Source organism: Paraburkholderia sp. GAS448 (assembly GCF_050435685.1).
GTDB lineage: Bacteria > Pseudomonadota > Gammaproteobacteria > Burkholderiales > Burkholderiaceae > Paraburkholderia.
Genome location: NZ_JBNDKT010000014.1, coordinates 171406 through 193279, shown reverse-complemented (window position 1 = coordinate 193279; position 21874 = coordinate 171406). Strand labels below are relative to the sequence as shown.

Sequence of the window (21874 nt, the reverse complement as noted above, 5' to 3'; positions counted from 1 at the left end):
TTCTGCGTCCAAGAACGGCGCGAATGCAGCATTTCTATACGTTTGTATCATCGCGCCGCGTGACATTGTCGACTAGGTTATTAAACATATGAGGACAAGTCGCGTCGACCGCGCGTCTTTGTCGAGGGCACTATTGTGAAAGCGATACCTATTGTGTCAATTGTTGACGACGATGAAGCCGTTCGCCTCGCCTTGGGCGGACTGGTCCAATCCTTGGGCTTGCAGGCGCGCTTGTACGAATCGGCCGAAGCATTTCTCGCCTCAGGGGACGCGGCGGATACGTGCTGCCTCATCACTGACGTGCGAATGACGGGGATGTCCGGCGTGGAGATGCACGAGCGCCTCCGGGCACAAGGCCTTGCGCCTGCCACGATTTTTATCAGCGCCTACACAACCCCGACCCTGAGGGCGAAGGTCGAAGGCAACGGCGCGCTGGTATTGCTCGAGAAGCCCTATCAGGCCGCGACGATGACGCACTGGCTTGCGGTCGCGCTTGGCAACCCGTAGAAGGCGCGCGGCGCGGAACATGCGAAAGACCTCGTGGATGCACCGGGTCCGCCACCCGCGTTCGATGCACGGCGGTTTGGCCGAACGCGGCGGTGGCCGCCGTGCGATTTAGGGTTGGCTTTTGCGTTGCGGCTTGATCCCTAGCGCTTCCGCTTTTCGAACGAGATCCGCTAAGGTGCGTGCGTTCATTTTTTTCATCGCCTGTCCGCGATAGACCTTGATGGTGATTTCGCTGAGGTTCATCTCCGCTGCAATCTGCTTGTTCATGAGGCCGGCCACGACGAAGCCCATGACCTGTTGCTCGCGCACTGACAGCAATTCGTAGGTCGCGCGCAACTCCGTGGCGGTGTGCTCGGTTGCGAGGCGCTTGCCGTCACGCGCAAGCGCGTCGGCGACAGCATCCAGCATGTCCTGATCATGAAACGGCTTCGGGAAGAAATCGACTGCTCCCGCTTTCATGGCTTTCACCGACATCCGCATGTCGCCGTATCCGGTCATGAACAGGATGGGCATGCGCACCCCCATTTTCGCGGCGTCTTGCTGGAAGGTCAGGCCGCTCTCGCCGCGCAACCTGACATCGAGGATCAGGCAACTGGGCACGTCACGCTTCGGGAAAGCAAGAAATTCTTGTGACGACGCGAAAGTCTCGACACGCAGGCCGACCGATTCGAGTAGACCGCTCAGCGAACGCCGCATTGCTTCGTCATCGTCGACGACATATACGACCGACGCTCCGTTTTCCTTCTTCGGCAAAAAGGAATGTGATCCAGCAAACATCTCTACTCCTCGTGAATCTATTAAGCGTGCAGCGGCATCAAGCTTGCTGGCGCATCAGGCAATGAGCGTCCGCAGCATCAGTCCTTCACCTTGCTACCACTGCGCTTCTCATCATAAGTTACGGCCCTCGGGATTGCGTAGACGGATCTGTGTGCCACCGGGGGCATGAGCAATCGGCCGTCAAGTCACGCGTGAATTGCGCTGCGAGCGTTTGACCCTATTTCCACTATCGAGGATGAATTCGCCGACTTGACCGAAACACAACGCGTCCGCTCTCGACCAGTTGACAAAATTATAGTGCTTCTCAGGTTGATGGGGCTGCCTGACTGCGGTTAGCACCGCCGGTCATCCGATACGAAGCACGACATGAGTGGGCACCGAGTGACGGCAGCCGGTTGTGCTCCGGTATATCGCTTCGATACGTATGTATGTTGTTGGCCGTAGTGCGGATTACTAAGATTGGGTTGCGCGATTTCTCGCGCGAGTCGCCCGAAAGAGCGGCGCTCATTCTTCATTTTTCACATGAGGCATCAAGATGCGACTTTCCAAGGGTTTGACGATCCTGGCGTCGTGCGCGGCCTTGTTGACGTGCAATGCGTTTGCGCAGGTCAACGAGGCTCCGGCAGCCGCTCCGGCAACGACTTCGTCGAAGGCGGCAATGCGAGCGGAGAACCGGCAGACGGTCCGTTCCGTGCGACGTGCGCTGGATCGCACGAAGGGTCTGCAAGTTTCGGATATCGGAGTCAGCGCGAAGGCCGGCGCGGTGGCGCTCAGCGGATCCGTGCCCGACGCCTCGCAGATTGCCTTGGCCGGATCCGTCGCGGCTGCAGCACCGAGCGTCAAGTCAGTGAACAACCAACTGACTGTCAGATTCCCTGGCGCACATTGACGATGCCGTTCGCGGCCCGCCAGCCGGGTGACGTCGCGCCAGCCCATGCAGCGCTTCACGCAAATTTTTCGATTATGGAGAACCAGCATGTCAACCATCAATGTACCAACTCGCGATGATGTGTCGCCTGCCAATCAGGCGATCTTCGACAACCTCAAGCGCAGTCTCGGCTCCGTACCCAACCTGTACGCGACGTTCGCGCACTCGGAAAACGCGCTGGGCAACTACCTCGCGTTCCAGAACGCCAAGAGCAGCATCACCGGCAAGGCGCGCGAAGTCGTCAACCTGGTTGTCAGCGAGGTCAACAGTTGCGAATACTGTCTCGCCGCACATACCGTCATCGGCAAGATGAGCGGCTTCAGCGAAGAACAGGTTCTCGAAATCCGCAGCGGCAAGGCGAGTTTCGACCCGAAACTCGACGCGCTGGCCAGGCTTGCAAAGAACATCGCATCCAACCGCGGGCACGCGGACCCGGAATTCGTGGAAGCGTTCTTCGCCGCAGGATGGACGAAGGCGAACCTGATCGATGCGATCGTGGTCATCGGCGACAAGACGGTGACCAACTATCTGCACGGCACCACGCGGGTGCCGGTGGACTTCCCGGCAGCACCGAAGCTGGCTGGCTGATCGCGCTGGCCGGATTGCACGGGCGGGTTCAGCGACGCCGGCTGGCCTGCTCCACATCGCTTCACAATGGACATGTGAAATGGAGTCTGTGATGTCACGAGAAGAACACTACGAAATGCTGATCCTCGGCAGCGGACAGGGAGGCAAACTGCTTGCCTGGCATCTTGCGCGGTCGGGCAGGCAGGTTGCCGTCGTCGAGCGCCAGTGGGTAGGCGGATCGTGTCCCGCGGTCGCTTGCCTGCCGAGCAAGAACGAGATCTGGAGCGCAAGAGTTGCGCATCTGGCGCGGCATGCAGAGCGATTCGGTGCAGTGACCGGCGCCGTGAAAATCGATATGGCGGCGGTTCGTCAACGCAAGCGCGACATGATCGAACGCGAGGCTGTCTTTCATCATCAGGCTTACAAGACGAGCGGCGCCGAGTTGATCATGGGGAGCGGGCGGTTCGTCTCGCCAAAGACGATCGAAGTGCAATTGAACGACGGCGGCAAGCGCACGCTAAGCGGCGATCGGGTCGTCATCAACGTCGGTTCGCATCCGGCGATTCCTGCTGTTCCAGGGCTGGCGGACGCCCGTCCGCTGACTCACATCGGCGCGCTGGAGCTGGACTACGCGCCGGCACATCTGATCGTGCTGGGCGGCGGGTACATCGGTCTCGAAATGGCACAGGCTTTCCGGCGCTTCGGCAGCCGCGTCACGATTGTCGAGTACAAGTCGCAGCTCATCGGGCGGGAGGATCCGGACGTCGCGGAGGAAATGCAGCGGATCCTCGCTAGCGAAGGGATCGAGATCGCATTGGGTGCCGAGACGATCCAGGTCGAGGGACGATCCGGAGAGGCGGTCGCCGTCACCGTTCGGACGGCAGCTGGCGAGCGCAGGATAGAAGGCAGCGACGTGCTCGTGGCGGCCGGTCGCGTTCCAAATACGGCTGAGATCGGACTGGAATTGACGGGGGTGGAAGTGGATGACCGTGGCTACATTCGGGTCAACGATCGGTTACAGACGACGGCGGATGGTATCTGGGCCATCGGCGAAGCGGCCGGCAGTCCGCACTTTACGCACGTGTCTGTCGACGACTTCAGGATCGTCCGCGACAACCTGATGGGAGGACAGCGCAGCACGCTTGACCGTCTGATTCCGTACACGTTGTTTACCGATCCCCCGCTTGCCCATGTGGGACTGAACGAACGCGAAGCGCGGGAAAAGGGCATCGCAGTGCGCACGGCAATGCTACCGATGAACAATGTGTTGCGAACCGAAGCCACCGACGAAACGATGGGGTTCATGAAGGTCGTTGTCAGCGCGGCCGATGATCGCATCGTCGGCTTCACGATGATCGGCTCCGAGGCGGGAGAGGTCATGGCGGTTGCGCAAACGGCGATGCTGGCGGCACTGCCTTACCCGAAGCTTCGTGACGCCGTGATCTCCCATCTGACGGTCGCGGAAGGCCTGGGCCCGCTCTTGTCGGGCGTGCCGCCGCGCTCGATTGAATGAAAGGAGCAGGGCGCACCGTCTGTCAAGCAACGAAGTTCCATTCCTGGAGAGCTCGATGAGAAATTCCGCCCGCGTGTCTTCGCCGGCTGATGGGAGCGCTGCGGAGGCGTCGTCTTCCATATTGGGTGCAAGCTCCCATCCGTTTCCACTTGCAGACCAAACCTCCGGTACTACGAATCATGAACTGCGCTGGCGACATATCACGAGGTCGCTGGGGGCGCACGATGGCGAGGCCGAACCTCCGGCTACGGCGACACGCGAACGTCGCAACTGTCGCCCGGCGGCAAATGACGCGAAGAAAGGCGGCAATCCGTCAAATGTTCACATAGAAGTCATCGAACACTCGACCCCGGCCTGCGCTGTCATCTCGTGGCGCGATTCGACAAGCTGCTGCTACGGCTATCAGGTCTGGCGTCAGGCGACTTCCAGACGCGCTGGTGTGTGCGCGCTGAGCGGGGCGGAAATACGCCGTGGTGACGAGATCTTCCAGCCCTATGTCCGGTACGTCCTGCCGGCGAACGCTGCCGCGATGATTCTTGCCGCGAACATCGACCTCCCACAGTTTGCTGCCCGATAACCGACGTTCATGACGTCCGTAATCCAATCAAAGGAGCGTGAAATGAATATCCCTGACGGGTTGAAATACACCGCGTCGCACGAGTGGTCTCGCGCCGAGGCTGACGGCATATGGACCGTCGGCATTACGGAACACGCGCAGGAAGCGCTGGGCGACGTGGTTTCAATCGAATTGCCGGAAGTCGGGAGGATCGTGAGCGCGGGCGAAGCCGTCGCCGTGATCGAATCCGTCAAGGCCGCCTCCGACATCCACACGCCGCTGGCGGGCGAGATCGTCGAGGCAAACACGAGAGTGACCGGCGAGCCCGACGCCATCAACAGTGCCCCATATGAGCACTGGCTGTTTCGTGTCAAGCCGGCAAGCGGAGCAAACGGCGATCACCTGCTCACGCCAGCAGAATATGGGAAGGCGATCGATCAGTAAGTCTGCCGACGCTCAGCCGTCAACCGTCCGCGCATCGCGTGAGATAGCCTCCGTAGCCGGATCGACATGCAAGTTGAAACGAGACCGTTCGCGTCGGTCGACCACGCCGTCACGACGTCGCTTTCCACCTACCCAGAGGTAGGAAGCGTGGTTGCGACATTTCCAGACAGAGGGTGAAAGATCATGAGACTTCAATTCCTTGTTGCAGAGAAAAACGGCGGCGCCTATCTGGCGCTATTGCGGTGGTCGATGGTAACCATATTTATCTGGTTTGGCATCCAGAAGTTCACGCCTTACGCGGCTGAGGCAATCGAACCGCTGATTTCTCACAGCCCGTTCATGAGCTGGCTAGGCGTGTTCGGCGTGAGAGGCGAAGCGCGGATAGTGGGAACGATCGAATTGATCACAGCGGCCGCGCTGATCATCGGGGCGATGGTTCCGGCGTTGTCCGCCTTGGGTGCGGCGCTGGCAAGTGGCACGTTTCTGATGACGACCTCGTTTGTCTTCAGTACGCCGGGTATCACGATGATCAGCCCGACCGGTTTCCCGATCATCTCGACGTTGCTGGAGCAGTTTCTGATGAAGGACGTCGCCCTGTTGGCCGCATGCTTGACGCTGCTGCTCGCCTCTCTGTCGCCGCGTTCCGCGGCTTCATGAGGGGCTCGCAATTCGCAGCCCCGGAACGCGGAACTGGTCTGGTCCCGCGCATCGGGTTTGCCGAAGGATCCGCCGCGAAACTGTCCTGATTCAGGCCCGCAGCAAGTCTTGCATTTTTTAACCTGTCCTTTCGAAGGACCATCATGACCCAACGAACTTTCCTGATTACCGGTGCGAGCAAAGGCATCGGCCGCGCGCTGTCCGAACGGCTTGCTCGCGCAGGCCATCAAGTCATTGGCGTTGCACGGCGCACCGACGATCCCACCTTCCCGGGCACGCTGGTCAGCATCGATCTTGCTGACCGCGCCGCGACCGACAAAGGTCTGCGCGAGCTGACTTCGCTTTACTCATTCGACGGCGTTGTTAATAACCTGGGGTTCGTCAAGCTTGCGCGACTCGGTGAAATTGAACTGGACGATCTCGACCGCACGTTCAGCACCAATCTCGTTCCAGCGGTGCAAACCGCTCAGGCATTGTTGCCGAGCATGAAGGAGAAAGGCTGGGGCCGGATTGTCAATCTGTCGAGTCTTGTCGTACTGGGCGTCGCGCAGCGGAGCACGTATGCGGCAGCAAAGAGCGCCATGATCAGCTTTACGCGGACGTGGGCGCTGGAGCTCGCCGACTCGGGCATTACCGTCAACTCGGTGGCGCCCGGTCCGACCGAAACGGAGATGTTTCGGGAGAACACCCCGATCGGTAGCGACGCAGAAAAGCGCTTTCTATCGCTCGTGCCGATGAAGCGTTTCGGGAAGCCGGACGAGTTGGCCGCGAGCATCGAGTTTTTTCTGTCCGAGCCGGCAGGATTTATCACTGGTCAGACACTGTTTGTCGATGGTGGCGCTTCGATCGGCAAGGCGGCGATTTGACGCAAACCCTTTGGTCGATCGAGACGAGAGGCAACTTCTTCGTTTCGTTCTCGCACTTGAACGAAGCGAAACTGCCGACACCACGCATGGCCGTATTCGCGGCGGCTATGCGCCGATGAAGCAACCTTCATCTTCCTGAGTTCAATGACTGTTTGCTGGTAAACAGTCACCACGGAATCGGAAACTGTATGTCTGTAAAGGGTCCCTAGTGCGCGTTCGCCTCAGACGCAAGCTGACATCCGCACCGGCGTGTGGTGAACGACCGTTAAAAGGCGTCCAGCGGACGCATCACGGTTGACTGTCGAACGGCAGGAAAGGCCGATCAGCCGCCGGCCGTCTCAGTTACGCAGTTGTGACCTGACGGTATCGCTGACGGTATCAACTTCCGAAGTCATCTCGAGATGCATCGCTTGGACGATTTTTCTCAAGCACGCGGCGCTGATTTTCCGATGCGGCCCACCTAAGGCCGTTGAGTGCTGGGCGGGAATGCCGGTATCGTTGACGGTATCGGAGGGCGCTATGGGATCCGAGTCAGGCCGAGCATTGGGTTTGCGGCGGGTGGTTGTCAATTGAGTGGGGATTGCGCTGAGCAAGAGATCGCAGGTAAATGCCGTCGGCGCCGGGACTGACGGAAGGTAGCACGTCGCGCTTGGTGGTATTTCTGGTGGTATGTTTTTCCGCGTAGAAGTGCGGATGCTTGCTAGTGAAGGATAGGGTGGCGGTATTCGAGTCCGGCCTCAGCACCACCCTTCAAAACGTAAGAATTCGCAAAAAGTAAAAACGCGTTAAAAGAACATCTTACGTGCATTGCATAGCAATATCACCGTGCGCCTTTCACTGTTGAAAGGGATAAAAAGTATAATTAACTCCCCAAACATTACGCACGGGGTTCCCCACGATGGCATCGATCACTCCGCACAAGGGCGGCTTCCGGGTTCAGGTGTACGTCGCGGGCGCGCGCGACTCGAAGGTACTGCGCACCATGCGCGAGGCGAAGGCATGGGGAGCGGCGCGCGAGACTGAGCTGCGCGAATCCGCCGGCAAGCCCGAGGCAGAAAAGCACACGCTGGGCGAAGCGCTCCTGAAATACGTTGAAGACTTTTCCGGGAAGAAGGGCGGATCGAAGTGGGAGGAAAACCGGATCACTGCATTCATACGCAACTTCCCTGAATACGCCTCGCGCACGTTGGAGGCGGCCGACACGACCATGTGGGCAGAGTGGCGCGACCGGCGCATGAAGGGCTTCATTGCCCCGAACGGTAAGAAGGTGCGCGAGATTACGGGCGGGTCTGTGCTGCGCGAGCTGGGTCTATACAGCAACATGTTTTCCATCGCGCGGCGCGAATGGAAGTGGGTCGAGAAAAGCCCGCTCACGGACGTAGGGCGGCCGGATAACAATGCGCCGCGGACGCGCCGTGTCCATCCGTGGCGCGACGTTCGGCGGATCGTTCGCGGACTCGGCTATGTGAGTGGGCAGGTGCCCGAGACGAAATCACAGGAGGTTGCGCTCGCGTTTCTGTTCGCGCTCCGCTCGGCAATGCGCGCGGGCGAGATATTGCAGCTCGGCGCGGCCACGCTCGACTTGCAGAAGCGCGTCGCGACCGTCAATCACAAGATGCAATACAAGACGAAACTCCCTCGCCGTATCCCGCTGACGCGTCATGCCGTGCGCCTGCTGGCGCCTGTCGCTGATCGCGAGCTGTGCTTTACGGTCTCGTCGGCATCGCTCGACGCGCTATTCCGCAAGACGCGGGACCGGCTGATGATTGAGGATTTGCACTTTCACGATTCGCGGGCCGAGGCGTTGACGCGCCTCGCCCACAAGGTTGACGTGCTCACGCTGGCGAAGATCAGCGGGCACAAGGACGTTTCACTACTAAGCAACACGTATTACCGCGAGTCGGCCGAAGACATCGCGGCGCGCCTTTAAACGTGGAAATTTGGACTTGATCTGACAGACGGTGCTAGGTCGCGAGTCTCAGTTCGGGCCAGCTTCAGACGTTCGACCGCGCGCTCAGGCGGACATTCAAGCGTCGGCTCCACTGAGATAACGGACCTTCCCCCCGAACGAATCCTTTTCGTCGCGTCATGACCGTACTTTGAAGTTCGATGTCGAAAGGCGTCCGCGAAACTCCGCTCCCACAATTTTCCGCGTTTTTAACGCTTCCAACAACAGCGCGCAAGTACTTGGGACCGACGCTTTCGCGCTGGGTTGGTGCGCGGTGAACACGCCGACTTCAATGAATCGCTCTTACTTCGCTCTCGAGGACGGCGCCCGTCTTCGTCACTGGCCATAGCCGCTGATGGAAATGCCCAGCAGCCGCTCCGTCAAGCGCAGCGGATACTCTCGCTGCGGTTGTTCAGGGAATTCCTCCCTGCAGAGGGCTTTAGCGGATCCCAGTTGCGATGCTTCCGTTCCCGAAGTCTGTGGGACGTTGTCATTCTAATTTTTCCAGCCGACCTCACGATATGCAGGGCTGACCGCGGCAGGGTCGCGGCAAGGTTCACCGAAGCCGCGGTCCCCCGCGCCGATAACCTGCGACAGGACCCGTATGCCTTCGGCGATCCGAACCGTAGGCATCGACGAATACCCGAGACGAAAATAACTCTTTGGCGGCGGCGTCCTGCTGAAGAAAGTCTCGCCGGCATCGAACAGAATGCCTCGCGTACGGGCGCGCATTGCGATCCGTGACATATCGACTTCAGGAGGCGCATTCAACCACAGCGACGAGCCGCCGCGCGGTGGTACGAACGACATGTTCGGAAGATGATCCCGCAATGAATCGACGAGCACCTGCGCGCGTGCACGGTAGACCAGTATGAGCTTACGTATCAACGCTTCGTGATGACCGAGCGAAAGGAAGAGCGCTAGCGCGCGTTGGTTGTTGGTAGGCGGGTGTCGCATCATCAGTCGCCGCATGGCTCGAGCTTCCTTGATGAACTCGGTCGGCCCGACCATGTAACCCATCCGCAGTCCGGGTGCGATGGTTTTCGATAGGCTGCCGATGTAGATCACCCGGTCGTCCCGGTCGAGCGCCTTGATGGCGGGCGTGGCGGCGCCTTCATAGACCAGTTCGCTGTCGTAGTCGTCCTCGATGATCACGAAATCCTGTTCAGCAGCGGCCTCGAGCAAGGCCTCGCGCCGCGCCAGTGGCATCGTGGCGCCAGTGGGGTTCTGGTGGCTCGGCGAGACGTAAACGTAGTCGCAGCCTACAGCGCTGTCGATCGACGTCAATCCAAATTTGTCTAAAGGGAGCATCTCGATGCGTGCGCCGAAGCGGGAACATATGTTTCGAATATCCGGATAGCCCGGCTCCTCTGCGCCAACCACGCACGACGGCCCCAGGAGTAACGACGCAATCAGGTAAGCCGCATGCTGCGCACCCACTGTCACAAGGATCTGGTCCGGCGATACCCAAATTCCACGTCGCGGCAAGAGGCGCTGCTGGATCTGTTCAACGAGCATTGCATCGTCCGTGTCCACGCGATCTCCGGCCCATTCCCGCACGGACATTGTGCGCTGCGCCAGCTGGTTGACCTCCCTCCAAGCCGTGACAGGAAACAGGCTTGCATCGAACTGACCGTAAACGAACGGGAACGCGTAGTCTTGCCAATTGAGCGGCTTGCTGACTGACGGAAGACACGATGGCGCGTCGACAAGGCGGGTAGCCCAATCCGGAGGTCGCCCGAAGCGTCTGGGCGGCGCCGCAGGCGCATCGTGCGCCTCATGCAGCAACTTTGGACTAACTCGATAGCCGAGGCGCGGAGTGCTGACGAGCACGCCGTTGTCGACAAGAGCCTCGTAGGCAATCGTGACCGTGTTGCGGCTTACATGCAAAATTTCCGCCAGCGCGCGAGACGAAGGCAACCATCCGCCCGCCGGAATGGTTCGGCCGAGCACCGCGTGGACGATGACTTCACGCAATTGCGCCTGGAGTGTCGCCGAGGAGTTCCGGCGCATGTCGAACAAACGCTTCCACATCGCACTTTCGAATCTGGGACGTGTCATGGGTGCCTCGGGTCGGTATTATCGCCATTAGAACGCATTTTCAAGGCTTAGGATCCCGTGGCTCCATCACAAAAGCCATCTGGCACCATGCTTGTGTTTCACGCGATGCACCCGTGGTGCCGAAATACCATCGCTTGCTCCGCTTGGCACCATGAAACCCGCTGCGTGGAACTGTCTGGTTGACTATTGCAGGTTCAGAGTTGACCTTGCATCTAAAAGGTAAACCAACTCTCGATGGAGAAAATCATGACCGACACCAAATTGCCGCGAACTGTCCCACGCTTGAACGTCGAATGGGATCGAGATGCCATTATTCGTCGACGCGACCGGTTTTATTCCGCGTCGCAACGAGCCTTCGTTCCGTACGAAAATCCGCTCATCATCAAACGCGGATCCGGGCAATACGTATGGGATGAGCAAAATAATCGGCTTACCGACTTGTTGGGCATGAATTTGTGCATCAGTGTTGGACATGCTCATCCAGCAGTGCTCGCCGCAGTGCGCGAGCAGGTGGAAATGCTCACCCATTGCACAACGATGTTCTACCATCCTGTTCCGGCGCATTTCGCTGAAGAGCTTGTGGGGACAATGCCTGCCGGGCACGAGTGGGTGGTGCATTTCACCAATTCAGGAGCGGAAGCCATTGACTTGGCACTGATGATGTCCCGTTCCTACACGGGGCATCATGACATCGTCGCGCTGCGCAATTCCTATCACGGTGCCACGTATGGGGCACAGGGCGTGACGGGCATCAAGAGCTTCCGCCACAATGTTGGGCAGTTGCCCAACGTTGCATTCACCGCGGACCCGAACCAATATAGAGGTATTTTCGGTGTGGGAACCCAGCCCTATCTCGACGATCTCGATCGAACGATTTCAACCATGACGAGCGGTGCGCTGGCCGGAATGTTGATCGAGACGGTTCAGGGATATGGCGGCATCGTGGAAATGCCGCCTGGCTACATGCAGGGCGCATTCGAGCGTACGCGCGCGGCCGGCGGTGTCGCGATTGTGGATGAAGTACAAAGTGGTTTCTGTAAAACAGGGGACGCGATGTGGGGCTTTGAGGCCGAAGGCGTCGTGCCTGACATCGTCGTTATGGGCAAAGGCATCGGTAACGGAATCCCCCTTGGCGCGGTTGTGGCGAAGAAAGAGATTGCTGAAGCCATGAGTAACAAATTCATCTTTCATACCTACGGAGCGAACCCGATAGCCTGCGCGGCAGGTCGAGCGGTACTGAGGGTGATCGAAGAAGAAAACTTGTTGGCCAATGCTCATCGTGTCGGTAAAGCACTCAAGTTGCGATTACTCTCCCTGCAGGAGAAGTACCAAATCATCGGCGACGTTCGTGGACGCGGTTTCATGCTTGCGATCGAAATGGTGAAAAATCGCGACACCCGGGAGCCTGCACCGCAAGAGACGGCGTACGTGTTCGAGCGAACGCGCGAGCATGGGTTGGTGATGTCCAAATCTGGGACCTATCGGAATGTCCTTCGCATGGTGCCCCCACTGTGCTTGAGCATGGACGACGTCGAGCCCGTTTATGAGGCGTTGGATCGGAGTTTTCAAGACCTTGCAAGAATTTAGATCCGGGCGCGATAAACCTGCTGTTGGAGTCACCCACGGCCGACTCCAACGCAATCTTGTCGTCGAGCCCGAGGCGCGCTGGCGGAGGCTGAGGGCTTCAGTCGCCAACGCGACCTCACGGGACTCCATTGCGGAAAGTGCGGCTGCATCGCCATGCATCGAAACTCGAATAAAGATCCAAAAATCTATCGAAAACGAATGTCCTTGACTACCGGGTGGCAAACGTCTGGGCACAGGGTCGGAAGCACACTTCAAGGCAGGTCAGTGAACGGCAACGTGGCCGATAACTTGCCGTTCGACTCGTTGGGGAAATTGACCGTTCTACCTTGGAAGCCGTCGCTCAGGTCACGGCGGGACGGACTACCTATAACGGGTCGATTGCCGCCCTTCGCCTCCAGATTGGTTAAGCCGCTTGCCACCTGGTCTGACTGAGACTGTCAGATCAGGTCGCGACTTATTCACCTCTAGACGGGTCCAAGCATCCGATCAACCTGTTCAATCGAAATCAGGCCGCAGCGGTTGAGCTTCATCTGCCCGGCCTTCACCATCTTGCTTATCGTCTGGCGCGTCAGGCCGAGCATTTCGCCGGCCTGCGTCATCGTGACTTGCGACGGGCGCGGGCGACTCTCTGCGTAGAGCTGTACCGCGCGCCTCGAGACCTGTTCAATATCGCTCATTTTCTTTCCCTAAACGTAGTTTGTGCCGTGACCTCGTGCGCCTGGCATCCGGCGCGCTCTGCGCCGTAAGCGAGTGCGCCGGACTCGGTGATTGCTTCGACGACGGCGACAAGCCTGTCGCCGCGATAGACGTACCAAGTGCGCGGCTTCACTTCAGGCTCCAAGAGTGCCGAGGTAGCGGCGGAACGGCGCAGAGGGTTCTGTCCTACTACCGGCAAGAGCTGGCGCGGCAGGAACACAACCGCGCCGAAATGGCCGTAGACGAGGACTACTACGACAGCATCCAGTGGACGCAAGAGGAAATCGAGGAGCTTCGCGAGCGGGGCCAGGCCGCCACGGTCTACAACGTCATTGCGCAATCGATCAACTGGATCATTGGTAGCGAGAAGCGCGGCCGCGCCGACTTCAAGGTGTTGCCGCGTCGCAAGGATGGCGGGAAGGCCGCCGAGCGCAAGACGGCACTGCTGAAGTACCTGTCTGACGTGAACCTGTTGCCGTTCGAGCGCTCGCAAGCGTTCGAGGAGACCGTGAAGGCCGGCCTGTCGTGGCTCGAAACTCAAGTGCAGGACGAGAACGACGGCGAGCCGATCACGGCCAACAGCGAAAGCTGGCGCAATATCATTTGGGACTCGACCTACCGCCGGCTCGACATGGCCGATTGCCGCTACATTTTCCGCGTGAAGTGGGTCGACCTCGACGTTGCCGTGGCCCTGTTCCACGAACGCAAGGCGCAACTCGAATCCGCCGCGCTCAACAACTACGAAACGTGGGGCGCAGACGACATCGACGGCGACGACGCTATGGACTCGAACGAGTACGAGCGCGCGATGAACGGCAATATCCGCAACGCCATGACGTACGCCCGCAAGCGCGTGCGCCTGATCGAAGCATGGTTCCGCATGCCCGAGCGCGTGAAGAAGCTGCGCGGCACACGCTCCGACTTCCGCGGCGAAATCTTCGATCCGGAAGACGAGCGCCACTTGCTCGAAGTGCAGACTGGCCGCGCGGTGCTCGCGACCGCGCCGACGATGCGCATGTACTGCGCGATCATGACCACCAAGGACATGATGTGTTTCGCGCCGAGCCCGTACCGCCATCAACGCTACCCGTTCACCCCGATTTGGGGCTATCGCCGTGCGCGCGACGGAATGCCGTACGGTGTCATCCGCTACATGCGCGGCATGCAGGACGACGTGAACAAGCGCCTGTCGAAGTCGCTCTATATCCTGTCGACCAACAAGGTCGTCATGGACGAGGGCGCGGTACGCGACATCGAGAAGTTCCGGCAGGAGATCGCGCGGCCGGATGCAGTCATTGAGAAGGTGCAGGGCAAACAGATCGAGTTGAACGTAGACCGCGACCTCGCGCCGGCTCACCTCGAACTGGCTTCGCGCTCGATCCAGATGATGCAGCAGGTAGGCGGCGTGACGGACGAATTGCTTGGCCGCGCAACGAATGCCGTGTCGGGCGTCGCAGTGCAGGCCCGGCAAGAGCAGGGCAGCATTGCCACGAACAAGCTGTTCGACAATCTGCGCCTCGCGTTCCAGCAGCACGGCGAGAAAGATCCGCCTGGCGGTAATGCGATTCTTCAAGGAGTAGGACATGGCTATCCTTCACGAGTCGGCGGGAGTAACGATCAGATCACAACCCGCAAGCGGTATCCAGCCATTCCGATAGGAGCTGGGCAATAGACGAAGGACACCTGGCGGGTACGCTCGATCGTTGGATCAAAGAGGGACATGGGGCAACGTTTTCCTGCCGGGGATCGAAGGCATCGCTGAGTTGGATAAGTCTCGCCGCAGCGATACGCAGTGTTGATGTCCACACAGATTGACCCACTGTGGGTCAGAATTCGATGGGCATCAACAGTCCAATTGTCCGAGAAGTTAGAGTTAAGGATTTGTTATCGCTTCGCAGGCACACTTCGAGGGCAAAAATCTGAGAGGCCCTGGGCAGCGCAGCCGCGGCGTCGTCGACGGCGGCTGGCTCCAAAGGGAGACCTGACCTGCTCCAGTTCATGGTGCCACCACTTTCGGTGTTCTTCTCGCGCAGGCGAGGTGCCGTGCCGTTTTTCATCTCGATCGCACCAGGTTAGACACGGAATGGCCGCCTCGGCTAGTCGTAAGATTTTGCGCAACGGGACTCGTCTGGACTCTAGGGCGCCGCACCGCCCGTCCAGGCGATCGCCATGTAGCTGCCGACGTGCCGACCATGATTTGGCCCAGCCCAGATGTTGCGGTCCTCGGTCATTGGACGGCACGACCACAGTGGGGATGTTGTTTGGCTTGTTGTACAGCGGGCGGGTCAGGGCACCGGAGCTTCGCACCCAACCGTTGTCTCTGTTGACGTCATTTGTGGGGACCGAGGAAGGACCATGAACCACTGGAAGCCCGAGTTGCAGGCGATCGATGTGAGCGCCTGGCCGACCGTTGGCTACCTGTCTCCTGCCGCCTTCACGCAGCAGTTCTTCAAAAATCAAATCGCTGCTTAACCCGTTGGTCTCCACTATTGGCGACCACTCAGTCCATGGTAGAGCGGTGCAGCGGACAGCCGGACAAATTGTTGTCGCGTTGATACAGCAACGGCTGTACCACTTCCTGCAAGACACTGATCTTTCTACGCTTTGATTTTTCGCTTGTGCATATCGCCCTGATAGCTCACGCAATTTTTACACGGGTCCTGCAAATTGCGGATGCCTTTGCTGCGCATGGCACGACCGGCATCGCACCGCCTCGCCTGAATGCAATCCCCACTATGCAACGCGCTGAGCGATCTTCCACCCCGGCATACCCCGGAGCAGCCTATCCGGCATGTCACTTGCCTGATAACGACATATGAACGGATACCCAATTTTTTCAGGGAATGCGAAGACGTGCGGCCGATGCCCACAACGAAACTGTAGTGGTGACGATCCTACGCGTGTGATCAGCTGCGGGAATCGTGATCGACCGCACAGGCAACAGGACCGCAATGCTCATAAATAACCGCAAGGAGAATCCATGAAATTCATCCAGTTCCTCAAGGCCGCCGGCAGCATCGCATGTGTCACATTCGCGCTGAACGCCACCGCGCAGACAAGTGCATCGGCGCCGCCGGCCGGCTCCCAAACTACCGGACAACACATCGATGACGGCACGATCACTACCAAGGTGAAGACCGAACTGCTTGGCGCGCAGAACGTGAAGTCGACCCATATCCATGTGAAGACACGCAAGGACATCGTGTGGCTGACCGGCTCGGTGCCGTCCGCCGACGACAAATCGGCTGCCGAAGAAGTCGTGCAGAACGTGTCCGGCGTCAGGAGCATCAAGAATCTTCTGAAGGTGGCGGCGGAATAAACCCGCGTCGCGCCGGCATCAACCCCTGCGTGCAAGGCTGTATCAGAAATGATGAACGGTGGGCCCGGGGTGATCTGCCAATCTTGCCGATTCGAGCAATTGTTGCAGCGGGCGTGTGCCCGATCGATGCATCGTTGTGCCGGCACTCGCGCGCATGCGGCACTTTACGACCCCTCGCACCAGTGGCATGGAGCTTGCGCCGGTGCTGTTGCCGACGGTGCTGTCCGGATGGAACGTACGACTGAACGCGCCATTATCTGATAAAGAACGGGCATGAAAAATCGACAAAGGAGCACAACTATTGAGGATCGGAAGCACGAAATTGTTGCTGTTCGTGCTGTCGCCACGTCAGGCATCGTGATGCAGTTTCGCATGCCGAACAATCGGTGTCATGCGGCGCCCTGCACGAAGGTCTTGCGCGTGCACCATGCGAAACGATGCGTGGTGGGCGTCAGATCGACGATACCGTTCACCCGCCGCAAAGCAACCCGCGGATCCGGAAAATCCGGGGTAGGCGCGCGTACCGGACGTATCGGACCGTCGTGTTTTTGGCCAGCAGGGTGCGCGCTCAGAAATTGGATTTTATGTAAGTCAGAGTCCGGAAAGCCTTCGGTTTCGGGTATAAGGCTCAATACTTATGCTGCTTTCCGCGATTCGGTGGGCAACGGCTGCTGCTACCAGACCGATGATTCAATTGATTGTGCGGTGCGGTTATCGTGCTTGGAAATCCGAATCCTGAGTGCGTCGCACTTAGCGAAACAGCGACGAAGTTCGTCAACACACGGAGTCGCAAAGGAGAAGTTCTATGTTGGGAACCCTGTTGATCGTCGTACTGGTGCTCGTGTTGATCGGTGCGATACCGGCCTGGCCGCACAGCCGTTCGTGGGGCTATATGCCCAGCGGCGTGCTAGGCACGCTGTTAGTCGTCGTGCTTGTGTTGCTGCTTCTGGGGCAGATATAAGCGCGAAACCCGATTGGGTTGGCTCCTGCGCGAGACAGTCGTGGCCGGGCGTTTGATCTGGAAAAGAACGTCCGGCCAGCGTCCGCATCTCAGTCATCCATCTTTTCGAGGAATAATGTGATGAACAAAGACCAAGTGAAGGGCCGCATCGAGGAAGCAAAAGGAAAGCTGAAGGAAGTTGCCGGCAAGGTGACGGGAAATGAAACAACCAGGGTGAAGGGCAAAGTCGAACAGGTCGTTGGTAAGACACAAGCCTTATACGGCGATGCGAAAGAGCAATTCAGGAAGCGGCCCTGGAATGCTCGGCTTTGCACTGAGAAACGGCTCTGTCAAGTTATCGGGTATAGGTTACCTGTGTAGTAGAAGAGTAGTTTTCCTTATCAGATTGTTTTGTCGACTACGCCAGTAACTGTCCAACCATGCCATGTGGCGAAGCGTTCTTTGAGTACGACACGATGGCGTGCCGCGTTCATTTGATGTCTGGGTAACGTGAAGTGCTGCCGGATCACGCCCTGAGGCAGTCCGTCAAGGTTTTTGAGCGGGAAGTTGTTGCTCTCCCGCAGCCGGTTCGACACACACGAGCAGGCCGGCCGAACGATCTCCTCCGTTATCGAAGGGTCGTCCGGCCCACACCGCCGCCCTTGTAGTCTCGGGTATCGCTCGCCGCGCATTCAAGAAACGGCGTATGTCGAACACGACGTCATCGCCCGTCTGGCGAGTTTGGCACCGTGCTCGTCGACCGCTCGCCACAACAGATACTGCTCTCTGCGCAGCATCACGAAATTTCGTCCAGATGCCGTGTGCTGTCCGGCTTGCGCCGCGCTGCTTTCGCGCAATGGGCGAATCCAGCGCCGAACTTGTTGCACCGGCAACGGATCGTTTCGTACGTGACCACGACACTACGCTCGAGCAACAACTCCTCGATGTCGCGCAGGCTCAGGCTGAACCGGAAATACCAGCAAGCCGCGCAGCTGATGACGACGGGAGGGAAGCGGTGACCGTGATAGCCCTGCCTGCTATTTTGGCAACTCGTTACCGGTGATCGGCATTGCCGCGCTGTCCCGTTATCTGGGCCACGCCGGGGCGAACACGGTGTTCGCTGTGGTCAGCACCCTGCTTGCGATCGTAGCGCTGATTGTCGGTTCAAGGTACCGCAGCCGGCAGGCTGACCCGGACGCGTCCGCGATAGGCGCGCGACGCGCGGCAATTCGGGATTCGGTGAACCCGCGACGAATCAAGGAACGCTAAATGAGCACGCTGAACACGCGAGACCACCCGGTCCCGTTGGACGTCGCTTAACCGGACGCGCAGCGGATGACGGTGATCTTCGAGATCAACCGTGCAAGGCACGCGTTCGAAATCGAACCCTGGACCACGTTGCTCGACCTGCTGCGCGAGCATTGCGGACCTGTGCACTGGTTGCGTACGCGCCGGAAAGTGACAATGCGGGCCATTCGGGAACCGAGGCCGATGCATGATGTCGCGATCGTTTTGCATGAGGCACGCAAGTTAGGCTCCGGGATTCCAAGGAAGGCGACAAGTGATGCCCGCTTCCTGCATACCGGACAGCGGCGTATTCGGCGTCCTGTGCCCTGCGGCGGACACTGACAGGATCGGCGAACCGACCGTGGTGAGCGCTGAGGTCGACGTCGGGTGCGCAGATTGCTGCGCCCGCTCGTGCCGGGCAATGATGCAAGAGGCAGTGACTGGGAGCGGCGATGACCGAAAAACATATCGAATCCGAGCTTGCCGTCGAGGAAGAGGGCGAGCCGTCGTGGATCAGGCGGCTGGGGCCCGGCCTTATCACGGGCGCAGCTGATGATGACCCCAGCGGCATCGGGACATACTCCCAGGCCGGCGCACAGTTTGGCTTCAGTCTGCTATGGACGCTGCTGCTCACCTACCGTCGACGTGAAAACCTCGGCGGACGCAGCGAGCGCGCTTAAGCCTATCGCTGGCGAGCTAGCCTTTGCGTTGTTCAGTCTGGGCATTATCGGTACCGGACTACTCGCGCTGCCTGTTCTGGCCGGTTCAGCCGCCTACGCGACCGCTGGCACAATGAAGTGGCGCAACAGCCTGGCGCTGCGAGTGGGTCTGGCGAAACCGTTCTACGCTGTCATTGCCGTCGCGCTGCTTGGCGGAGTCGCGCTGACTTTCGCGCATTTCGATCCCATCAAGGCGTTGTACTGGAGCGCTGTCGTGAACGGCCTGACCTCTGTTCCGATCATGGCGCTTGTGATGCTGATGGCGGGTAGCCGGAAGGTCATGGGCGAATTTGCCGTGGTCGGCCTCCTGCGCTGGGCAGGATGGGTCGCCACAGCCGTGATGGGGCTGGCTGCCCTGGCGATGCTCCTGTCCGGTTGAAGCGATTGTCCCGAAAGGGCCGACGTGCTCCCTGACGAGGATTCCTGAGACGGCCGGTTTCATTACGATCCGGCCAACCGGCCAGCTTCAACCCGACGCGGAGCGAAACATGAACACCATCGTGGCAGTGTTTGGAGAAGGGAAGGATCTGACCGCGTTACAGATGACCCTACGGGCGATCGTCGTCTTTGTTTGCTGTCTGGTGTTCATCCGCATATCGGGACGGCGCTCTTTCGGCCAGCGCTCGCCATTCGACTACGTGGTCACCATTCTCCTCGGCGCAACGCTCAGCCGCGTCATTGTCGGAGCATCACCGGCCGTTGCGACGACGATCGCGTCGCTGACGATCGTCGTGCTTCACCGTGCGTTGGCCTGGGCGTGTGTCCGTTCCGAGTCCCTCGAGCGCCTGGTGGTGGGCGCGGAACGAGAGATCTATCGTGATGGTCGTTTTGACGAACAGCAGATGTCCGCCGCCCTGATCACGCGCACCGATGTCCTCGAATCAGCTCGGCGCCAGCTTGGCGCGCGCGATCTGGCCGCCGTCGAGGCCGCGATTCTCGAGCGCAATGGGGAGGTCAGCCTCATCCGGGCCCCCTCGCGGCAATTGCAGTCGTAAGGGTTGCGGTGAGCATCGGCCAAACAAATCTATTGGCTCGCTTCCCTCCCTTCGCGTCCGTGAAACCGGAGCGCGGATCGGATGGGTGGGCCGCGCGGCCGCAGTCAATGCGTTGATCATCGCAGGTTTTTTCGTCTTCGAATTTGTCGGTGCGCTGTGTCACAGTCGCCGTTCGCTGGGCGTGAAATAATTTATCCGGAGTGCCTGTTAGCTATCGGCGCTTCACGCGCCTGGCCCCCGGCATAACGACCGTCCTGGAAGTGCGCTATGTTCACGCGCTTGCCCGCACCTTTTTCTGCGCTGCCGCGATAGCCGTATTTCTCGTTGGCTGTCCGTGCCTGAAGTCAACGCGGCGACTGCCGCGGGCGCGGCTCCGCTGCTTGCGAAGGAGAAGCGGGTTTCGCCGGCTAACCCTGCCGCGCCGGTCGACTTTCCCACCATCGTCGAGCGATACGGGCCCGCCGTCGTAAATGTCAGCACGACTGCCCAGGAGCAGCAAGGGTCGGCGCCAGCCTTCGTGGCGCTCGATCCTGACGATCCCTTTTTTGCGTTCTTCAAGCGCGCGGCGCAGCAACCGCAGGAGTCTCAACGCAACCCATCAGGCGCGATATCAGGTGTCGGCTCCGGGTTCATTGTTAGCCCCGATGGCCTCATTCTGACCACGGCTCATGTGGTGGATCAAGCCGACGAAGTATCGACGTGCAGGTTTATACGGACTCAGACGGGTACCATAGCCTGACTTCTGCCATGCCGATCAATGTGGCGACCAAGGTGCGATCGCAGTTGCAAACCCAGCGCAAGCTACCTTCGGGCGGTCCTGGCGTGGAGGTACAGGACGTCGGCCCCGGATTGGCGGGGCCTTTGGCCTACCGCGACCGGCAGGTGCGCTGGTCAATTCCGTCGAACCCGGCACACCGGCAGCTGCGATCGGGATCAAGCGAGGCGACGTAATCGTGCAATTCGGTGACAAGACGATTGATCGCTTCGCCGAACTCGTCGAGGATGCTACTGGTCTGCGGTTCGGGACGAAAACCACACTCAGACTGATCCGCAATCGAAGACCGATGACGATGACGGTCATGGTCGGCGCGTCTTCGGAAAGCCCCAACGCTCGACAAAACGAGGGCAGCGCAATGCATCGTCTGGGCTTGATCATGCATCCGCTGAACGAGGGCGAGCGGACTTGCTGTAGGTCTGATGGTGGACGGGGTTCATGGGCCAGCGGCAACCGCAAGCATCCAGCCCGGCGATATCGTGCTGTCGCTCAATGGCACGCCGGTCGAATCGCAAGAGCAAGTGACCGCGTTGGAAGCAAAGGCAGGGAAGGAGATAGCGGTGCTGATCCAGCGCAACAATGCGCGCAGCTTTGTTTCGGTCGAACTTAAATGAACAGCGAGGGGTGGGCAGCTCGACATCACGCGCGAGCGATTCGCGCCGCGGCTTGTGTTCGTCATATGCGGAAAGTGTTTCTTATTTATCCCCGTAACGCGGTCCCCGCGGTGCGCCG

At 59.5% G+C, this 21874-nt stretch carries 21 protein-coding genes and 4 pseudogenes; 19 read left to right on the top strand and 6 right to left on the bottom strand.

Features of this window, described 5'->3' with window-relative positions; all coding sequences use genetic code 11:
* Positions 1 to 153: 153 nt before the first annotated feature.
* Positions 154 to 507 carry a response regulator transcription factor gene (locus P3T23_RS25025; RefSeq protein ID WP_429318797.1) on the top strand — a complete coding sequence of 118 codons (354 nt, stop codon included), beginning with the start codon at positions 154 to 156 and terminating at the stop codon, positions 505 to 507.
* A 108-nt stretch (positions 508 to 615) separates the two neighbouring features.
* Here the strand turns inward: P3T23_RS25025 and P3T23_RS25020 are convergent, their stop codons facing one another.
* The gene (locus P3T23_RS25020) at positions 616 to 1284 is read right to left on the bottom strand and encodes a response regulator transcription factor (RefSeq protein ID WP_429318796.1); all 669 of its coding nucleotides are present in this window, start codon (positions 1282 to 1284) and stop codon (positions 616 to 618) included.
* Between the two features lie 504 nt (positions 1285 to 1788).
* Positions 1789 to 2271, bottom strand: coding sequence for a hypothetical protein (locus P3T23_RS25015; RefSeq protein ID WP_429318795.1), 483 nt, complete (start codon positions 2269 to 2271; stop codon positions 1789 to 1791).
* On the opposite strand from P3T23_RS25015, the gene P3T23_RS25010 reads away from it, so the two are divergent.
* From P3T23_RS25010 to P3T23_RS24980, 7 genes are all read left to right on the top strand, one after another.
* Positions 2261 to 2800 (top strand): carboxymuconolactone decarboxylase family protein, encoded by a 540-nt coding sequence (locus P3T23_RS25010; RefSeq protein ID WP_429318794.1) that lies wholly within the window; start codon positions 2261 to 2263, stop codon positions 2798 to 2800. The genes P3T23_RS25015 and P3T23_RS25010 overlap by 11 nt on opposite strands.
* Positions 2801 to 2891: 91 nt before the next feature.
* Complete coding sequence (locus P3T23_RS25005; RefSeq protein WP_429318793.1) at positions 2892 to 4292, top strand: mercuric reductase; 1401 nt, start codon at positions 2892 to 2894, stop codon at positions 4290 to 4292.
* Positions 4293 to 4347: 55 nt separating this feature from the next.
* Positions 4348 to 4869 (top strand): DUF3331 domain-containing protein, encoded by a 522-nt coding sequence (locus P3T23_RS25000; RefSeq protein ID WP_429318792.1) that lies wholly within the window; start codon positions 4348 to 4350, stop codon positions 4867 to 4869.
* 42 nt (positions 4870 to 4911) lie between these two features.
* The gene (gene gcvH / locus P3T23_RS24995; protein ID WP_429318791.1) at positions 4912 to 5292 is read left to right on the top strand and encodes a glycine cleavage system protein GcvH; all 381 of its coding nucleotides are present in this window, start codon (positions 4912 to 4914) and stop codon (positions 5290 to 5292) included.
* Positions 5293 to 5475: 183 nt separating this feature from the next.
* Complete coding sequence (locus P3T23_RS24990) at positions 5476 to 5949, top strand: DUF417 family protein (protein ID WP_429318790.1); 474 nt, start codon at positions 5476 to 5478, stop codon at positions 5947 to 5949.
* Between the two features lie 143 nt (positions 5950 to 6092).
* Positions 6093 to 6815, top strand: coding sequence for an SDR family oxidoreductase (locus tag P3T23_RS24985; protein WP_429318789.1), 723 nt, complete (start codon positions 6093 to 6095; stop codon positions 6813 to 6815).
* Positions 6816 to 7713: 898 nt separating this feature from the next.
* Complete coding sequence (locus P3T23_RS24980; RefSeq protein WP_429318788.1) at positions 7714 to 8745, top strand: tyrosine-type recombinase/integrase; 1032 nt, start codon at positions 7714 to 7716, stop codon at positions 8743 to 8745.
* 513 nt (positions 8746 to 9258) lie between these two features.
* On the opposite strand, the gene P3T23_RS24975 is transcribed toward P3T23_RS24980, so the two are convergent.
* Complete coding sequence (locus P3T23_RS24975; protein ID WP_429318787.1) at positions 9259 to 10824, bottom strand: PLP-dependent aminotransferase family protein; 1566 nt, start codon at positions 10822 to 10824, stop codon at positions 9259 to 9261.
* A gap of 246 nt (positions 10825 to 11070) precedes the next feature.
* On the opposite strand from P3T23_RS24975, the gene P3T23_RS24970 reads away from it, so the two are divergent.
* Positions 11071 to 12411: an aspartate aminotransferase family protein gene (locus P3T23_RS24970; protein WP_429318786.1), complete on the top strand. Its 1341-nt coding sequence runs from the start codon at positions 11071 to 11073 to the stop codon at positions 12409 to 12411.
* A 464-nt stretch (positions 12412 to 12875) separates the two neighbouring features.
* Here the strand turns inward: P3T23_RS24970 and P3T23_RS24965 are convergent, their stop codons facing one another.
* Positions 12876 to 13088 carry a DNA-binding protein gene (locus tag P3T23_RS24965; protein WP_429318785.1) on the bottom strand — a complete coding sequence of 71 codons (213 nt, stop codon included), beginning with the start codon at positions 13086 to 13088 and terminating at the stop codon, positions 12876 to 12878.
* The gene (locus P3T23_RS24960; protein ID WP_429318784.1) at positions 13085 to 13240 is read right to left on the bottom strand and encodes a hypothetical protein; all 156 of its coding nucleotides are present in this window, start codon (positions 13238 to 13240) and stop codon (positions 13085 to 13087) included. Before P3T23_RS24960 ends, P3T23_RS24965 begins: the two co-directional genes overlap by 4 nt.
* A gap of 99 nt (positions 13241 to 13339) precedes the next feature.
* Between P3T23_RS24960 and P3T23_RS24955 the strand changes: the two genes are divergently transcribed.
* The 4 genes and pseudogenes from P3T23_RS24955 to P3T23_RS24940 form a co-directional block, all read left to right on the top strand.
* Positions 13340 to 14779: a hypothetical protein gene (locus tag P3T23_RS24955; RefSeq protein ID WP_429318783.1), complete on the top strand. Its 1440-nt coding sequence runs from the start codon at positions 13340 to 13342 to the stop codon at positions 14777 to 14779.
* Between the two features lie 1308 nt (positions 14780 to 16087).
* Entirely contained in the window at positions 16088 to 16426 is a 339-nt protein-coding gene (locus P3T23_RS24950) for a BON domain-containing protein (RefSeq protein WP_429318782.1), read from the top strand.
* Positions 16427 to 17231: 805 nt separating this feature from the next.
* On the top strand, positions 17232 to 17387 hold the full coding sequence (locus P3T23_RS24945; RefSeq protein ID WP_429318781.1) for a DUF3309 family protein: 156 nt from the start codon (positions 17232 to 17234) through the stop codon (positions 17385 to 17387).
* 120 nt (positions 17388 to 17507) lie between these two features.
* Positions 17508 to 17681 (top strand): annotated as a pseudogene (locus tag P3T23_RS24940) (CsbD family protein); the annotation flags it as partial.
* 86 nt (positions 17682 to 17767) lie between these two features.
* Here the strand turns inward: P3T23_RS24940 and P3T23_RS24935 are convergent.
* Positions 17768 to 18363, bottom strand: a pseudogene (locus P3T23_RS24935) (IS6 family transposase).
* A gap of 62 nt (positions 18364 to 18425) precedes the next feature.
* Here P3T23_RS24935 and P3T23_RS24930 point away from each other — a divergent pair.
* From P3T23_RS24930 to P3T23_RS24905, 6 genes and pseudogenes are all read left to right on the top strand, one after another.
* Positions 18426 to 18635, top strand: coding sequence for a hypothetical protein (locus P3T23_RS24930; RefSeq protein ID WP_429318780.1), 210 nt, complete (start codon positions 18426 to 18428; stop codon positions 18633 to 18635).
* Between the two features lie 66 nt (positions 18636 to 18701).
* A complete protein-coding gene (locus P3T23_RS24925) occupies positions 18702 to 18995 on the top strand; it encodes a hypothetical protein (protein ID WP_429318779.1) in 294 nt (97 codons plus the stop codon).
* A 110-nt stretch (positions 18996 to 19105) separates the two neighbouring features.
* Positions 19106 to 19333, top strand: coding sequence for a hypothetical protein (locus P3T23_RS24920; RefSeq protein WP_429318778.1), 228 nt, complete (start codon positions 19106 to 19108; stop codon positions 19331 to 19333).
* Positions 19293 to 19751, top strand: a pseudogene (locus tag P3T23_RS24915) (divalent metal cation transporter); the annotation flags it as partial. The gene P3T23_RS24920 and the pseudogene P3T23_RS24915, both read left to right, overlap by 41 nt.
* Positions 19752 to 19860: 109 nt before the next feature.
* Positions 19861 to 20367: a DUF421 domain-containing protein gene (locus tag P3T23_RS24910; RefSeq protein WP_429318777.1), complete on the top strand. Its 507-nt coding sequence runs from the start codon at positions 19861 to 19863 to the stop codon at positions 20365 to 20367.
* 328 nt (positions 20368 to 20695) lie between these two features.
* Positions 20696 to 21756, top strand: a pseudogene (locus tag P3T23_RS24905) (PDZ domain-containing protein).
* The last annotated feature ends 118 nt before the right edge of the window (positions 21757 to 21874 follow it).

Excerpts from the sequence above, each read along its gene's own strand:
- P3T23_RS25005 (WP_429318793.1), top strand. The coding sequence starts at position 2,892 with ATGTCACGAGAAGAACACTACGAAATGCTGATCCTCGGCAGCGGACAG.
- P3T23_RS24955 (WP_429318783.1), top strand. The coding sequence starts at position 13,340 with ATGGCCGTAGACGAGGACTACTACGACAGCATCCAGTGGACGCAAGAG.
- gcvH (WP_429318791.1), top strand. The coding sequence starts at position 4,912 with ATGAATATCCCTGACGGGTTGAAATACACCGCGTCGCACGAGTGGTCT.
- P3T23_RS25010 (WP_429318794.1), top strand. The coding sequence starts at position 2,261 with ATGTCAACCATCAATGTACCAACTCGCGATGATGTGTCGCCTGCCAAT.
- P3T23_RS24975 (WP_429318787.1), bottom strand. The coding sequence starts at position 10,824 with ATGACACGTCCCAGATTCGAAAGTGCGATGTGGAAGCGTTTGTTCGAC.
- P3T23_RS24985 (WP_429318789.1), top strand. The coding sequence starts at position 6,093 with ATGACCCAACGAACTTTCCTGATTACCGGTGCGAGCAAAGGCATCGGC.
- P3T23_RS24990 (WP_429318790.1), top strand. The coding sequence starts at position 5,476 with ATGAGACTTCAATTCCTTGTTGCAGAGAAAAACGGCGGCGCCTATCTG.
- P3T23_RS25000 (WP_429318792.1), top strand. The coding sequence starts at position 4,348 with ATGAGAAATTCCGCCCGCGTGTCTTCGCCGGCTGATGGGAGCGCTGCG.
- P3T23_RS25020 (WP_429318796.1), bottom strand. The coding sequence starts at position 1,284 with ATGTTTGCTGGATCACATTCCTTTTTGCCGAAGAAGGAAAACGGAGCG.
- P3T23_RS24910 (WP_429318777.1), top strand. The coding sequence starts at position 19,861 with ATGAACACCATCGTGGCAGTGTTTGGAGAAGGGAAGGATCTGACCGCG.
- P3T23_RS24945 (WP_429318781.1), top strand. The coding sequence starts at position 17,232 with ATGTTGGGAACCCTGTTGATCGTCGTACTGGTGCTCGTGTTGATCGGT.
- P3T23_RS24950 (WP_429318782.1), top strand. The coding sequence starts at position 16,088 with ATGAAATTCATCCAGTTCCTCAAGGCCGCCGGCAGCATCGCATGTGTC.
- P3T23_RS24925 (WP_429318779.1), top strand. The coding sequence starts at position 18,702 with ATGACGGTGATCTTCGAGATCAACCGTGCAAGGCACGCGTTCGAAATC.
- P3T23_RS24970 (WP_429318786.1), top strand. The coding sequence starts at position 11,071 with ATGACCGACACCAAATTGCCGCGAACTGTCCCACGCTTGAACGTCGAA.
- P3T23_RS24980 (WP_429318788.1), top strand. The coding sequence starts at position 7,714 with ATGGCATCGATCACTCCGCACAAGGGCGGCTTCCGGGTTCAGGTGTAC.
- P3T23_RS25015 (WP_429318795.1), bottom strand. The coding sequence starts at position 2,271 with ATGGTTGACATGCTGGTTCTCCATAATCGAAAAATTTGCGTGAAGCGC.
- P3T23_RS24920 (WP_429318778.1), top strand. The coding sequence starts at position 19,106 with ATGACCGAAAAACATATCGAATCCGAGCTTGCCGTCGAGGAAGAGGGC.
- P3T23_RS24965 (WP_429318785.1), bottom strand. The coding sequence starts at position 13,088 with ATGAGCGATATTGAACAGGTCTCGAGGCGCGCGGTACAGCTCTACGCA.